Source organism: Streptosporangium lutulentum, assembly GCF_030811455.1.
In the GTDB taxonomy this organism is placed as follows: Bacteria; Actinomycetota; Actinomycetes; order Streptosporangiales; family Streptosporangiaceae; genus Streptosporangium; species Streptosporangium lutulentum.
Genome location: NZ_JAUSQU010000001.1, coordinates 8897092 through 8911872 on the forward strand (window position 1 = coordinate 8897092; position 14781 = coordinate 8911872).

Sequence of the window (14781 nt, forward strand, 5' to 3'; positions counted from 1 at the left end):
CGGCCTGCGCCGGGGATACCCTCTCTGAGGTGGGGGGACTGCGTTGCCTTGACGGTTCGTATCTGACGGTCACGCCGGTGGCGTGCCGGGACGGTGCGGGCTCGCCGTACGAGATCACGCTCGAACTCCATCGCGACGGCGCACTGTACGGAACGGTGGGGGAGCGGTGCGGCCGCTTCCTCACCCGGCTGGCCAGAGGGGTCGCCGAGGCCCGCGCCGGCCACGCGGCGCACTGGCCCGATCCCGACGACCGCTTCCCCGACGACGAAGAACTGTTCGCCTTTCGTTACCGGGCGAGGAACGAGGTCGTCGGCGGGGGCGAACTCCGGTGCCGGCTGCGGACGATCCCGACCTGGGTCCCCGGGCGGCGAGGTCCTGACGGGGAATGGCGACTCGCCCGAAGAGCCTTTGTGGAGGCCGGGGGCGGCGACGGAGCGGGCCTGCGCGCGGTCCTGACCTCGGCGGAGCTGGGGGTCTTCGTGGAGACTCTGGTCGCGGAGGCCGGGGAGTGCCTGGGGCCACAGAAGTCCGACAACTCAACCAGAACCCTGTAGAGGGGGCAGAGGGGTCCGCAGGGCGGTGATAATTGCCTGTCAGCGCCCTTCGACGGCGGGCGTTGAGGGGGAGGACTCCAGATGGGCGTGCGCGATCTCGTCTACCGGCTGTACGAACGACGGCTGGAAGCGAAGCTGTCCCGGCAGAAGGAGACCGCTCCCCGGCACGTCGGCGTCATCGTCGACGGTAACCGGCGCTGGGCGCGTTCGATGGGCATCGACGATGTGAGCCGAGGCCACAGGAAAGGCGCCGACAAGATCTCCGAATTGCTCGGCTGGTGCCGGGAGGCCGGTGTCGAGGTCGTCACAGTCTGGTTGCTGTCCAGTGAGAACATCAACCGCTCCAAGAACGAGCTGGACCTCCTGATGAAGATCATTGAGGACGTGGTCCAGGAACTCGTTGCGGACGGATGGCACATCAAGCCCATGGGAGCGCTTGATCTTCTGCCCGATCACACGGCTCGTGTCCTGAAAAATGCAAAAGAAGCAACATCGCATCGTCCTGGTTTGATTGTGAACGTTGCCGTTGGGTATGGAGGAAGGCGTGAGATCGCTGATGCGGTGCGCTCCCTTCTTCAGGAGCATGCGAGCAAGGGCGCGAGCATCGAAGACCTGGTCGAGGTCCTCGATGTCGAGCACATCGCGGAGCATCTTTACACGCGCGGCCAGCCCGACCCGGATCTGGTCATCCGGACCTCGGGAGAGCAGCGGCTCTCCGGCTTCCTGCTCTGGCAGAGCGCCCACTCCGAGTTCTACTTCTGCGAGGCCTACTGGCCTGACTTCCGCAGGGTCGACTTCTTGCGGGCTCTCCGCTCCTACGCCGCGCGAAACCGGCGGTACGGCTCCTGAAACACCACATGAACGCCATCTTTCGGTCAAGCTTGGGCTATTGGAAGACGGGCATTCAGGACGTACCGTAAGAAGTAGGAGAGCACAGCTCACCTACGCCGGAAGAAGGCCCGCCTTTGCGTCACGACCTGCCAAGGAGGGCCGGTCAACGGTGCCTCCTCGACAGTCGCGAGCGTGGGCCCGAGGCCGGTCCGCATCCCAGCTCATGGCAGGGTGCCTCCCAAGGCGCCCGGGGGAGAACGCGTGGCAAACCCTTCGTCCTCACCCACGTCGCCGGTTAGCAATCGGCGTACGTACGTCCTGGACACCTCGGTCCTCTTGGCGGATCCAGCGGCGATGTGCCGCTTCGCCGAGCACGAGGTCGTCCTCCCGATCGTCGTCATCACCGAGTTGGAGGGCAAACGCCATCATCCAGAGCTCGGATACTTCGCGCGCAAGGCGCTGAGGTACCTCGACGACCTCCGGGTGACACACGGGCGGTTGGACGAGCCCATGCCGATCGGCGAGGGCACCATACGGGTCGAGCTCAATCACAGCGACCCGTCGATCCTGCCCGTCGGCTTTCGGCTCGGTGACAACGACACCCGCATCCTGACAGTGGCCCGCACCCTCGCCGCAGAGGGACATGACGTGGTGCTGGTCTCCAAAGATCTGCCCATGCGCGTCAAGGCGGCCTCCATCGGGCTCACCGCGGACGAATACCGCGCCGAGCTCGCCGTGGAGTCCGGCTGGACCGGCATGGCGGAGCTACAGGTGACCACGGAGGACGTCGAGACGCTCTTCGAGCACGGCACCGCCGACCTGGTGGACGCCCGTGACCTGCCGACCCACACCGGCCTGCGACTGCTGTCCAGCAAGGGCTCGGCGCTGGCCCGGGTGCTGCCGGACAAGTCGGTGCGGCTGGTGCGCGGCGACCGTGAGGTGTTCGGACTGCACGGTCGTTCCGCCGAGCAGCGGATCGCGCTCGACCTGCTGATGGACCCCGAGGTCGGCATCGTCTCGATGGGAGGACGGGCGGGCACAGGCAAGTCCGCGCTGGCCCTCTGCGCGGGCCTGGAGGCGGTCCTGGAGCGCCGCCAGCATCGCAAGGTCATCGTCTTCCGCCCCCTGTACGCCGTGGGTGGTCAGGAGCTGGGATACCTGCCCGGTTCGGAGAACGAGAAGATGGGCCCGTGGGGACAGGCCGTCTACGACACCCTCGGCGCGGTCACCACGCCGGAGGTGATCGAGGAGGTCATGGACCGGGGCATGCTGGAGGTGCTTCCCCTCACCCACATCCGGGGTCGCTCCCTGCACGACGCCTTCGTCATCGTGGACGAGGCGCAGTCGCTGGAACGCGGGGTGCTGCTCACGGTCCTGAGCCGGATCGGCGCCAACTCCAGGGTCGTGCTCACCCACGACATCGCCCAGCGGGACAACCTGCGGGTGGGACGGCATGACGGTGTGGTCGCGGTGGTGGAGAAGCTCAAGGGCCATCCGCTGTTCGCGCACGTCACGCTGACCCGTTCGGAGCGCTCGCCGATCGCCGCGCTGGTCACCGAGATGCTGGAGGACATCACGATGTGAGCCGTCGACGGCCGGCCCGGCGGACGGGAGTTCGCCGGGTACGGCCCTCCGGCGGCGACGCGGATCGACTCCTGACCGCCGGCCGCCGACCGAGAGCCGGCGGCCGGCGGTTCTCCGTTTTCACGGGGGTCCTCACGGGGGAAGGCGCACTCCGGCGGCGGCCAGCCCGCGGTATTCGAAACAGGTGTGCTCCCCCATCGAGTCGGGGTTTCCCGGCAGCAGCCGGGTCACCTCGACGCTCCAGATGCTCTCCTGTTTGTTCTGCCGGATGGTGCAGGCGATCTGGGCGAGCCCCGCCGTGGAGATCTTGCCCTCGCCCGTGATGATCACGTTCAGCCGGTAGCCCAGGTTCTCCGCGAAATCGTTTCCCCGGTTCCGGACGTCGTCGGAGTATCTGGTGGTCTGGGTGTCGTAGGGGGTGAAATCGTTGAGCGCGCTGGTCAGGCCCGGTTTCGGCGGTCGTTTCCCGGCCTGGAACAGGGCGTCGACGATGTTCTGGACGGAGTCGGAGGTCACCGGGATCCTGACGGGCTCCAGCCGGCCGTCGCGGAGCAGGTAGACCGTCACCCAGGTGGGACTGTAACTGATCACCGGCGGGCTGCCCCGGTCCTGGACCTCGCTGGGGGGGACGCCGCATCCCGCGAGGGCCAGCAGGACGGCGAGCAGGCAGGTGAGCCGCCTCATGCCGGGGGCAGCCAGACCGTGAAGAGGGTGTCGGACCTCCGCGAGCGGACCGAGATCGTGCCGCCGTGCAGGTGGGCGTTCGCCCGTGCGATGGACAGGCCGAGTCCGCTGCCGTCGCCTCGCGCGCCCGCCTTGTAGAAACGGTTGAACACGTGGGGCAGATCCGCCGGTGGGATTCCCTTGCCGTGGTCGCGCACCTTCACCTCCAGTCCGTTCGGGGTGCTCCTCGCGGTCACCACCACGGGTGGCTCGCCGTGGCGCAGGGCGTTGCCCACGAGGTTCGCCAGGATCACGTCGAAGCGCCGGGGATCGACGGAGAAGGTCAGCCCCTGCGGGACGTTCACCTGTACGAGCTCCGACCAGCCTCGCACCTCCAGGCAGTCGCAGATCGCGTCGGCGATGCCCACGGTGTCCACGTTCAGCGTCGCCGTACCCGAGTCGAACCGGCTCGCCTCGATGAGCTGTTCCACCAGGGTCCGCAGCCGTTTGATCTCCCGCAGCACCAGCCGCACGGCCGCCGCGGGTTCGCGGGGCAGCCGGTCGGCCTCCTCGGAGAGCATGTCGGTGACCGCGGTCATCGCGGTCAGCGGGGTCCTGAGCTCGTGGGAGACGTCGGCCACGAACCGGCGGGACATCGCCTCCAGCGAGCGCAGCTCGGACACGCTCCGCTCCAGGGCCGCCGCGGTGTCGTTGAACGTGGCGGTGAGTTCGGCGAGCTCGTCCTGGCCGTTCACGGGCAGCCGGGTGTCCAGGTGGCCGGCGCCGAGCGCGCGGGCCGCGGAGCCGAGCCGCCTGACCGGCAGCAGGACCTGCCGGGCCGACACCAGCGCCAGGGCGAGGGCGATGATCAGCACGACGCCTCCGGCGGCCGCCAGCGGCTGCCGGAGCCCGGTCAGGAGATGCTCCTCCTCGGAGAGGGGGACGAACACGAAGACGCTCATCCCGGTGGGCTGGGCTGTGTGGACGGGTTCGATCCGCCAGACGGGCGTGCCGATGATCAGCCAGATGTTCCCCTTGACCAGCTGGCGTTTGGTCGCCATCCGCTGGGCGGACCGGATCGCGAGATCGCTGGGGACGTCGCTCATGGTGAAGTCGCCGTCGGCGTAGAGATGGTCCTCGTAGCGGACCACCACCTTGCGGCCCTGCGCGCGCAGGCTCTTCTGCAACGTGCTGATCTCGGCGTTGGTCGGAGGGCCGTCGCCCGGCCAGAGCGCGCCGATGGGCACGCTGATGCCTCCGAGCGTGTCGCGCACGTCGCTCACGGCCACCTGCTCCGCGTGCTCGATCACCCGGCGTTTGACGATCTCGTAGCCGATGCCCGCGACCAGCGCGGACGACGTGATGGCGATCAAGATGAAGATGATGATCAGGCGTCCGCGCAGTCCGACGTACATCCGCTTCACGGCGGGCTGAAACGGTAGCCGAATCCGCGGACCGTGTGGATGAACTCGGGCTCTGCGGGCACCGCCTCGATCTTGGCCCGGATCCGCTGGACGCAGGCGTCCACCAGCCGAGAGTCGGCGACGTGGGTGTGGTCCCAGACGGCCCGCAACAGGTATCTGCGGTTGAGGACCTGGCCGGGGTGGCGGACCAGTTCGAGCAGGAGCCGCAGCTCCGTGGGGGTCAGGTGGACCTCCCGGCCGTCCAGCGACACCTTGAGCGCCCCCCGGTCGACGACCAGCGCGCCGAAGGTGATGCGGTCGGAGGCGACCGACTCCACCCGGCGCAGGACGGCGCGGATCCGGGCGTCCAGCACGCGGGGCTCGACCGGCTTGACCACGTAGTCGTCGGCTCCCGCCTCCAGCCCCACGACCACGTCGAGGTCGTCGCCCCTGGCCGTGAGCAGGATCACCGGCAGCTGGTCCAGCTTGCGGATGCGGCGGCACACCTCGACGCCGTCGATGCCCGGCAGCATCACGTCCAGGACGGCGATCTCGGGACGGCGCGAGCGGATGTGCTCCAGCGCCTCCTCGCCGCTGCCGTAGGAGGTCACGGTGTGGCCCTGACGGGTCAGCGCGAGCTCCAGTCCGGTGCGGACGGAAGGGTCGTCTTCAACAAGGAGGATGCCAGCCACCTGGACATTATTCTGCCTATGTCCGTTAATGGCCGCTTCGTCACAAAACCGTGACGTGATGCGGGTGGGGTCTCGTGAGGCGCCAGACGTCTCTTGATGTCGTCTTTTTGCCATAGAGACGGGTAAAGCCAGCCTTGCCCTGAAATTGTGACCAAATTCACATTGGTATAGTAAATGCCATGAAAGTGCATGTGGTCTGGGGTGTAAGTCGCGAAAAGGTAGGGAAACCTCCTAGGGAAGACCAACCAACTCTCCGGTTTCGGTTGCGGACCACCCCCCTGTGCACGGCAAGCTCGTAGGTCGTGAGTCCAGGATCACCGAACGATCGCCCAGCTTCCCGCACCCGCCGTTCGACCAGAAGGTCGGCCAAGGCCAAGACGCCGGGCTGGCTGACCCCCAAGCGCGTCACGATCTCCGGCGCCCTGGTCGTGATCTTCGTGGGCGGCGGAAGCTTCACCGCCTACACCGCGATCCAGAACGCGAACGCCCCGAAGGGGCCACCCGTCTCCCTGGACGAGATGGCGCAGATGTTCGGCGGAGACCCGTTCGGCCCCGACCCGCAGGCCGACATGCTCAAGGAGCAGGCCGCCCAGGCGCTCAAGGCCGACACACTGGCGGCCCAGAGAGAGCACCGCAAGGTGCTCAACCCGATCAAGATCGTCGATGAGGCGCCCGGCGGCGACGGGTTCCGTCCGCAGAAGCTTCCTCCCGGCACGGCCAACCCGAGTGGCAACAAGGCGCTGGGCAAGCAGATGCTCGCCGCGCGCGGCTGGTCCGACCAGTGGGGCTGCCTGGAGTCGCTGTGGATGAAGGAGAGCGGCTGGAACGAGCGTGCGATGAACACCTCCAGCGGCGCCTACGGCATCCCCCAGTCGCTTCCCGGATCCAAGATGGCCAGCGCCGGCAATGACTGGCAGACCAATGCGGCCACCCAGATCGAGTGGGGTCTCAGCTATATCAAGGGCCGCTATGGCACGCCCTGTGGTGCCTGGAGCCATTCGCAGGCCAAGGGCTGGTACTGAGAGACCAGAAGTCGGCAAGTCTTACCGCGTCCCGGGCGCGGGCGTCGCACCCTTGGCCGCATGGATGTGAAGGTCAGCGTGGTGGTGCCGGTGCACAACCCCGGTGATAGCGCCGACGCCTGTATCCGGTCCGTACTGGAACAGTCGATGGCCTCGGACGAATACGAGGTCATCTTCGCCGACGACGGGTCGGACGACGGTATCCAGCAGCGGCTCGACGCCGTCGCCGCGGTGCGCTCGAACGTGAGAGTGCTCCACATGACGCCGACGGGGTCGCCGATGCGCGGCCGGAACGTCGCACTGGTGGTCGCCAGGGGCGAGTACGTGTACCTGATGGGGCAGACCGACCGCCTGGAGCGGACGGCCCTGGAGAAGATGTACGAACGCGCCGTCGAGACCGAGGCCGACATCCTCATCGGGCGGCTGGTCAACGACCAGGGGCCGCCCTCCACGGTCTTCGACGCCAACCGCGAGCGCGCCGACATCGTCAAGGACCGGCTGCTGTCGCTGCTCACACCGCACAAACTCTTTCGCAGGACGTTCCTGGACGCCGAGGCGCTGAACTTCGCGGATCCCGGCGGACGCCTGGCCGAGCAGGCGTTCGTGATCCGCGCCTACCTGCGGGCCAAGGTCGTCACCATCCTGGCCGACCAGGTCTGCTGCCACGTCGAGGAGCGGCCCGAGCCGCCCGAGGACCCCTACGTCTGGGTCGCCGAACTGCGCGAACTCCTCGACATCATCGACGCGGAGGTTCCCGAGGGGCGCCAGCGGGACCGGATGTACGCGCACTGGTTTCGCACCGCGGTGCTGCGCCGGCTCGGAGGAAGTGAGTTCACCTCGTCCGCCCGAACGAGGGCGGCCACCTTCACGACCCTGCGCGAGGTGGTCGTCCAGCGCTTTCCCCCGCGGCTGGACCACTACGTGCCCGTGCACCTGCGGGCCCGGGCCGCGCTGCTCCGCGCGGGCAGGCTCGACCAGCTCCTCGTGCTGCTCAAAGCCATGCGCGGCACCCACCTGCGGGCCGACCTCCAGGAGGTCCTCTGGAACGACGGCGTGTTCACCATGGGGCTCACCGTGGAGATCGTGCAGGCCGACGGCGTCCCGATCCGGTTCACCCCGTACGGCGAGGAGGGCCTGCTCTGGGAGCCGCCGGTGTTCCTCGACGGGCTCCGCCTCCCGCCCGAGCTGGCCGACGTCGGCCAGGCCGCCGCCCGGACCCGGCTGGAGGTCTACGTCAGGCACTCCGGCACCGGGGTCGTCTACTTCCTGCCCGTGGAGTGCTCGATCGTCCGCGTCCGGCAGCGCGACGGGGTCAAGATCAGACTCCAGGCCACGGGGACGGCCCGGCTGGACGTGAACTCCGCGGCCCTCGGCCGTCCGCTGCGGCCGGGACTCTGGGAGATCCACGTGCGCATGTACAGCGGGACCCACAAAGCGCGCACCCGCGTGACCGGATCGCCGCTGAACTGCACCGGGACGCTGGCCCACTACTCCAAGCGGCTGGTCATTCCCTGGTGGTCGGATCAGGGCGAACTGGGCATCTGCGTGGAGCCCCGCTCGTTCTCCGAGTCGATCGTCCTGGTCTCACCGGGGGCGACGATCACCCGGCAGCGCGGGCACGTCTTTGTCGTCGTGCCCGTGCCGTACGTGCCGCCCAGCGGGGGACCGCCCGCGGAGCTGATACTGCGCCGGCCCACGGGCAAGGAGCGCGAGGTCTGCGTGCCCGCCCTCGTCGAGCCGGGCGTCCCGGGGGAACTCGCCGGGCGGCTGATCGCCAAGGTCCCGATCCGGCGGGTGCGCGGGGAGGGCTTTCTCACCCCGGGAGACTGGGTGCCGTTCCTGCGGGTGGAGGACCAGGAGGTCGGGCTCCGCTTCAAGATGGGGATGAGGCGGGGCGGACGGGTGGAGATCCGCGAGTCCGCCGCCGCCCGGCCCTCAGGGCCCTGGTACCCGGTGCTGAAGCGCCTCGCGCGGCGGATTCCCGGGGCCCGCGGCACGGCCCGGATGATCCGGACCGTGCAGCGGCGTTACGCGCCCAGCTGACACTCGTTGACGAGGTCCCCGCTCGACGGCCGCGGCAGGGTCGCGCTCGGCGGCGGGCTCTTCTTCCGCTCCACCCAGTTCTCCAGGGACTCGAACGCGCTGCGGAAGCACGGCAGCATCGGCCGGAGCTTGTCGGGGTAGGTGGCGTAGAGGCCGTCCACGTGGTTGCCGTCGGTGATCCGGTAGTAGCGGAACGGCCTGCGGTCGCCCACCATGTCCGCGTAGACGTCGCTGGAACGGGAGATCGGCAGCAGCGTGTCCAGCGTGCCGTGGATCGTGATCAGCGGCTTGCCGATCTTGCCGGTGAGGCCGATCCGCTTCATCGCCTTGTACGGCTTGCGCGCGTCGTAGTCGTAGTCGGCGTCGCACGCCGGGGTGCCCGAGACGCAGAACGGGGTGCCCGCCACGGTGTCACCGTCGAAGGAGGGGTCGAGCTCCTCGCGGTAGACGCGCTGGGTGAGGTCCCAGTAGTACTGGTAGTGGTAGGGCCACAGGAACTCCGACCCCTTGGCGAATCCGGCGTCGTACATCCCCTGGGTGTCGCCCTTGGGGTAGGCCCGCATCGCCGGGGGCAGGTAGTTGAGCAGGTTGTCGCCCTCGGTCCGCCAGAGCGTGCCCTCCCAGTCGATCCCGCCGTCGTAGAGCTTGGCCTGGTTCTCCAACTGCCAGCGGACCAGGTAGCCGCCGTTGGAGATGCCCGCGGCGTAGGTCCGCTGGGGAGCCCTGCCGTACCGCTGCGCGACGACCGCCTTGGCCGCGACCGCGATCTGTGTGACCCGGTCGTTCCACTCGGCGACGGCGTCGCCGGGCTTGCGGCCGTCGAGGTAGAAGGTGGCGCCGACGTTGCCCTTGTCCGTCACGGCGTACGCGTAGCCCTTGGCCAGCGCCCAGTCGGAGACGGTGAAGTCGTTGGCGTACTGCTCCCGGTTGCCCGGGGTGCCCGTCACGACCAGCCCGCCGTTCCAGCGGTCGGGCAGCCGGAGCACGAACTGGGAGTCGTGGTTCCAGCCGTGGGTCGTGTTGAAGGTCGAGGTGTCGGGGAAGTAGCCGTCGATCTGGATTCCGGGGACGCCCGTGGGGTTGACCGCGCCCGCGGGGTGCAGCCCCGCCCAGTCGGTGGGGTCGGTGTGCCCCGAGACGACGGTGCCCGCCGTGGTGAGATCGTCCAGACAGGCCTTCACCTGGAGCTCGGCCCCCGGGACCTTCACCCGGTCCACCCGCGCGCAGTGCCCGTCGGACGACGCGACCGCGGCCGGTGCGCCCGCCAGCAGGGTGGCGGCGGTGAGGACGGTGAGCCCGGCGGCCAGTACGGCTCCGCGCGGTCGTGCCCGCCCCGTCGCGTCCGGAGTGGTCTGGGGGGAACGCAGGCTTGAGAGGATACGCATCGGTCAGCTCCGCTTCAGGTGGTCGGAGAGAGCGGCGCGGAACTCTCCGGGTCGTTCGATGTGAGGGCTGTGGCCGCAGTCCAGGACGACCTCGGTGTGGTTGCCGTACCGTTCGAGCACGGCCCGGGTCTGGGCGATCATCGGCTGCGCAGGGATGCCGGGGGAGCCGGGGATGGCGCCGAGGGCGCCCAGGTGGGCCAGGTCGAACAGCGAGGTGTCGGAGACGATCACGTCCGCGTCGCCCCTGATCCACAGGATCGGCGGCTTGGGGTCGATCGTGTGCAGGTCGTCGAGCCGGAAGTGCGTCGGCGCGAACGAGTTGAGCACGCCCCGCGTGCCGGGGGCGACCCCGGGCCAGACGTCGGAGGAGACCGCGTCGCCCGGGTAGTGGTCCTCGCCGATCCTGGTGGAGAGCATCGAGGCGACGAAGGCGTCCTCGTCCTTCTCGTCGATCACCGCTCCGGGCTTGACGTACGTCGTCCTGAACACGTTCCTCGGTGACACCGGGGAGTCTGCGGAGGTGTCTCCGGCCGCGAGCAGCTTCACGAAGTCGAGGTTCGCGCCCCCGGCCCCGCCGCCGATCCCGTCGGGGTGGTTCAGCGCGCCGTCCGCCCCGTGCGTGCCGCCGAAGCCGTACGGCGAGATCGGATTGACCAGCGTCACGCTCCGCACGACGGACGGCCGGTCGCGCAGCATCTGCAGGACCACGCCGCCGCCCATGCTCCAGCCCACCAGGTGCACGCTGGAAAGGGCGAGGGCGTCGATCAGCGCGAGGACGTCGTCGGAGTAGTCCCGCAGGCCGCGGGTGGCGTCGATCGGCGCGGGATCGGTGTCGCCGAATCCCCGCAGGTCGACGGCGAGCGGGCGGTAGTCGTCCGCCAGGGCGAGCAGCGTGTCCCGCCAGAAGGCGGCGCTTGAAACGTTCCCGTGGACGAACAGCACCGCCTCGCCCTCGGCCTTGCCGGTTGACAGGACGTTCTGCGTGATCCGGGCGGTGGAGACCGGCCGGTTCTGGAGGTCCATCAGATATCTCCGTACGACTTAGCGAATGGTCGATGTTTCTTGGGGGGTTCCGAGGGTGGCGAGGTCGCGGTCCTTGGTCTCGCGCGAGACGTACACGGTGATCAGGGTGACCACGGCGGCGCCCGCCACGTAGAGCATGATCGGGAACGCCGAGTCGTAGGCGCTCAGCAGGGCGACCGCGATCAGCGGCGCCAGGGCGCCCGCGACGATCGAGGCGAGCTGGGCGCCGATGGACACGCCCGAGTAACGCATCCTCGTCGCGAACAGCTCCGAGAAGAACGCGGCCTGCGGGCCGTACATCGCGCCGTGCAGGATCAGCCCGACCGTCACCGCCAGGGTGATCGCGCCGAAGTTCTTGGTGTCGATCAGGGGGAAGAACGCGAAGGCCCACAGCCCCACCCCGGCCGCGCCGAGCAGGTAGACCGGCCGGCGGCCGATCCGGTCGGAGAGCGCGCCCCACAGGGGGATCGTGAAGAAGTGGATGGCGGATCCGATCAGCACCGCGTTGAGCACGAACCCCTTGTCCAGCTTGGCCGCCTCCGTCGCGTAGACCAGGACGAAGGCGGTGATCACGTAGTAGGAGACGTTCTCCGCGAAGCGGGCGCCGATCGCGGTCAGCACGTCCCGCCAGTGGTACTTGAACACGTCCACGATCGGCATGCTCTTGGAGGGCTCGGCGTTCGCGACCGCCTGCTGGAAGATCGGCGACTCGCTGATGGACAGCCGGATCCACAGGCCGAGCAGCACCAGCAGGCCGGAGAGCAGGAACGGGATGCGCCAGCCCCAGGTGGTGAAGGCCTCGTCGCTCTGGACCGCGGCCAGCACCGCGAGCACCGCGGTGGCCAGCAGGTTGCCGCCGGGGGCGCCCGCCTGCGGCCAGGAGGCCCAGAAGCCGCGGCGCTTCGGGTCGCCGTGCTCGGAGACGATGAGCACCGCGCCGCCCCATTCGCCGCCGAGGGCGAAGCCCTGGACGAGCCGGAGCAGGGTCAGCAGCAGCGGGGCCAGCATGCCGATCGACGCGTGGGTGGGCAGGCAGCCGATCAGGAAGGTCGCGCCGCCCATCATCAGCAGGCTGATGACCAGGAGCTTCTTACGGCCGAGCCGGTCGCCGTAGTGGCCGAAGACCAGCGCGCCCAGCGGGCGGGCGACGAAGCCCACCGCGTAGGTGAGGAACGCCAGCAGGGTGCCGGTGAGCGGGTCCGACGCGGGGAAGAACAGGGCGGGGAAGACCAGGGCGGCGGCCGAGCCGTACAGGAAGAAGTCGTACCACTCGATCGTCGTGCCGACGAGGCTGGCGGCGACGATCCTTCCGATGGGGGTGCGGGTTTTTTCTGCCGTTGGATCCGATGAGGGATCCGTGGAGTTTACCCGCCGGGGGATGCGCTTCATCGATAACGTTCTTTCGTTCGAAACGGGCAGGGCTTGTCCGTCGCCTACCTCGACTGAGGAAAGCGAGAAGCCACTCCTCCCGGGAGTGGAGGAGTCACCTCACTCACCGATGGGTTGAGCTGTTGGGGGATGTCGGCTCACGGTACGTAGTGACCGACGTCACTCCTATGGGTCCAGTAGCCATAGCAGGCGGCTGGGTTATGTGGGCATATGCGATAACGGCGGAAAGTGATCGGGTCGGCGCGTGGTGAAGTTGTGATCGCGCTGCGGACGCGGACTACCTGCTGAGGCGGTGGAGGCGGAGGGCGAGCTGGATCTCCAGGGCGCGCTCCGGCTCCTGCCAGCCCACGCCGAGGAGCTGGGCGATCCGCTCCAGCCGCTGGGTGACGGTGTTGACGTGGATGTGCAGGGCGTCGGCCGTACGGGAGAGCGAGCCGCCCGCGGCGAAGTAGGCGGTGAGCGTGCGGATCAGCGCGGTGTTCCTGCGGGCGTCGTAGTCGATCACCGGGCCGATCACCGAGCCGAGGAACGACTCGATGTCGTGCCCGTCGCCGACGAGAAGGCCGACGAAGCCCAGCTCGGTGGGGCTCGCCCCCTCCCCGGCCCGGCCCAGGGCCAGCAGGGCGTCGGCGCAGCGCTGCGCCTCGTGGTGGGCCGCGGCGACCTGGCCGGGGCCGTGCACCGGGCCGGAGGCGCCCGCCGTGGCCGGGTGGCCGAGCGAGGCGCTCAGCTCGGCCGCCACCCGTTTGGCGAGGTGGCCCGGCCGGTCGCCGGGCAGCAGCAGCACCACCTCGTCCCCGCGCTGGGCGGCGAGGCCGTGATGCAGGGTGGCCTGCGAGGAGGCCCAGAAGGCGGCGCGCTCACGCTGGCCGCCGTGACGAACCACGACCACGACGTGGCCGGCGCCCAGATCCACCCCGACCCGCCTGGCGCGCTCGGCCAGGCCGTCGAGGGCGGGACGGGAGATCAGGTCGTCGAGCAGTTCGCCCCTGACCCGGCCCTCCGCCTCGGCCACCGTACGGCGGAACAGCAGCAGCAGCGCGGTGACCAGGGCGGCCCGTTCGAGGATGCGCTGGTCGGTGTCCGCCACGTGGCCGTTCGCCCGCAGCACGAGCGTGCACAGCGGCTCGGCCCCCACGTCCACCGAGGCGACCAGCAGGTTTCCCCTCTTCACCGTGCGGCCCAGCGCCCGCGACGACTGGGCGGCGTCGAACACCCCGGCGTCCAGCTCGCCCGCGTCCCCGGTGATCGGCCGCCCGGCGTCGTCCAGTACGGCCAGCGAGCCGCCCAGCACCTCCGTCACCACCGCGGCCACGTCCTCGACCCCGCCGCCGCGCAGCACCAGCCCGGTCATCCGATCGTGCGCGAGCGCGGCGCGCTCCACGGCCTGGCTGTGCGCGTTCACCTGCCGGTTGGCCTCGCTGAGCTCCTCCAGCGCGTTCCTGGTCTCCTGCAGCAGCCGGGCGTTGTCGATCGCCACCGCCGCGTGCGCGGCCAGCGAGCCGAGCAGGACCACCTCGTCCTGGGTGAACGGCCGCACGCTCCGGTTGGCCGCGAACAGCACCCCGATCACCCGCGTGCCGAGCTTGAGCGGCACACCCAGGATGGCGACCAGGCCCTCCTCGAGCACGGCGTCGTCGATGTGGCTCTTGTGGCGGAAACGTTCGTCGGCGAAGTAGTCGGCCGTCGAGTACGGCGTGGCGGTCTGGGCCACCAGCCCGCCGAGACCGACGCCCATGGCCAGGCGCAGCGCGCGGAACTTGGCCGACACCGAGCCGTCGGTCACCCGCATCCAGGTGTCGCCCCGCTCGGAGTCGTGCAGCGTCATGTAGGCGGCGTCGGTGCCGAGCAACTGCCTGGCCCGGTGCACGATGGCCTCCAGGACGGCGTTCAGGTCCCGTAGCCCCGCGAGGTCGCCGGCGGTGTCGAACAGCGCCGACAGCTCCGCCTCCCGCTTGGCCCTGCGCCGCAGCAGCGCCCGCACCTTCAGCGCGGTGAGCTTGGCCTCCTCCAGCTCGGCCAGCGTCACCGCGTCGGCTCCACCGGTCCTGGCGGCGAGAATGGGCCCTTCGAACTCGACCGCCGACGCTTCTCTGGCCAGTAATTCGAGGAAGACCCGTGCGCTCATGCCGCCTATTCTCATGGCGACGCTGCGCGTCGCGGCTTCGGGGCTGTCAACCGGTGCCTTCCAT

The 14781-nt window shown here is 69.4% G+C and carries 12 protein-coding genes; 5 read left to right on the forward strand and 7 right to left on the reverse strand.

Annotated features, from left to right (window positions below):
• Positions 1-29 precede the first annotated feature (29 nt).
• From J2853_RS40195 to phoH2, 3 genes are all read left to right on the forward strand, one after another.
• Positions 30-554: a hypothetical protein gene (locus tag J2853_RS40195; protein WP_307566564.1), complete on the forward strand. Its 525-nt coding sequence runs from the start codon at positions 30-32 to the stop codon at positions 552-554.
• 81 nt (positions 555-635) lie between these two features.
• A complete protein-coding gene (locus tag J2853_RS40200) occupies positions 636-1403 on the forward strand; it encodes an isoprenyl transferase (RefSeq protein ID WP_307566566.1) in 768 nt (255 codons plus the stop codon).
• A gap of 243 nt (positions 1404-1646) precedes the next feature.
• A complete protein-coding gene (gene phoH2, locus J2853_RS40205) occupies positions 1647-2969 on the forward strand; it encodes an RNA 5'-3' helicase PhoH2 (protein ID WP_307566568.1) in 1323 nt (440 codons plus the stop codon).
• 132 nt (positions 2970-3101) lie between these two features.
• On the opposite strand, the gene J2853_RS40210 is transcribed toward phoH2, so the two are convergent.
• The 3 genes from J2853_RS40210 to J2853_RS40220 are packed head-to-tail and all read right to left on the reverse strand — an operon-like array spanning position 3102 to position 5727.
• A complete protein-coding gene (locus J2853_RS40210; protein ID WP_307566569.1) occupies positions 3102-3653 on the reverse strand; it encodes a hypothetical protein in 552 nt (183 codons plus the stop codon).
• Positions 3650-5005 (reverse strand): ATP-binding protein, encoded by a 1356-nt coding sequence (locus tag J2853_RS40215; protein WP_307566571.1) that lies wholly within the window; start codon positions 5003-5005, stop codon positions 3650-3652. Before J2853_RS40215 ends, J2853_RS40210 begins: the two co-directional genes overlap by 4 nt.
• A 47-nt stretch (positions 5006-5052) precedes the next feature.
• Positions 5053-5727, reverse strand: a complete 675-nt coding sequence (locus J2853_RS40220) for a response regulator (protein ID WP_307566573.1) — start codon at positions 5725-5727, stop codon at positions 5053-5055.
• Between the two features lie 302 nt (positions 5728-6029).
• On the opposite strand from J2853_RS40220, the gene J2853_RS40225 reads away from it, so the two are divergent.
• Together J2853_RS40225 and J2853_RS40230 are read left to right on the forward strand one after the other, a co-directional pair.
• Complete coding sequence (locus J2853_RS40225) at positions 6030-6749, forward strand: aggregation-promoting factor C-terminal-like domain-containing protein (RefSeq protein WP_307566574.1); 720 nt, start codon at positions 6030-6032, stop codon at positions 6747-6749.
• A 60-nt stretch (positions 6750-6809) separates the two neighbouring features.
• Complete coding sequence (locus J2853_RS40230) at positions 6810-8792, forward strand: glycosyltransferase family 2 protein (RefSeq protein WP_307566575.1); 1983 nt, start codon at positions 6810-6812, stop codon at positions 8790-8792.
• Here the strand turns inward: J2853_RS40230 and J2853_RS40235 are convergent.
• The 4 genes from J2853_RS40235 to J2853_RS40250 form a co-directional block, all read right to left on the reverse strand.
• Complete coding sequence (locus J2853_RS40235) at positions 8777-10177, reverse strand: tannase/feruloyl esterase family alpha/beta hydrolase (RefSeq protein WP_307566576.1); 1401 nt, start codon at positions 10175-10177, stop codon at positions 8777-8779. The genes J2853_RS40230 and J2853_RS40235 overlap by 16 nt on opposite strands.
• A gap of 3 nt (positions 10178-10180) precedes the next feature.
• A complete protein-coding gene (locus tag J2853_RS40240; RefSeq protein ID WP_307566578.1) occupies positions 10181-11200 on the reverse strand; it encodes an alpha/beta fold hydrolase in 1020 nt (339 codons plus the stop codon).
• Between the two features lie 18 nt (positions 11201-11218).
• Positions 11219-12589 (reverse strand): MFS transporter, encoded by a 1371-nt coding sequence (locus J2853_RS40245; protein WP_307566580.1) that lies wholly within the window; start codon positions 12587-12589, stop codon positions 11219-11221.
• Positions 12590-12866: 277 nt separating this feature from the next.
• Positions 12867-14717, reverse strand: coding sequence for a helix-turn-helix domain-containing protein (locus tag J2853_RS40250; protein WP_307566581.1), 1851 nt, complete (start codon positions 14715-14717; stop codon positions 12867-12869).
• Positions 14718-14781 lie beyond the last annotated feature (64 nt).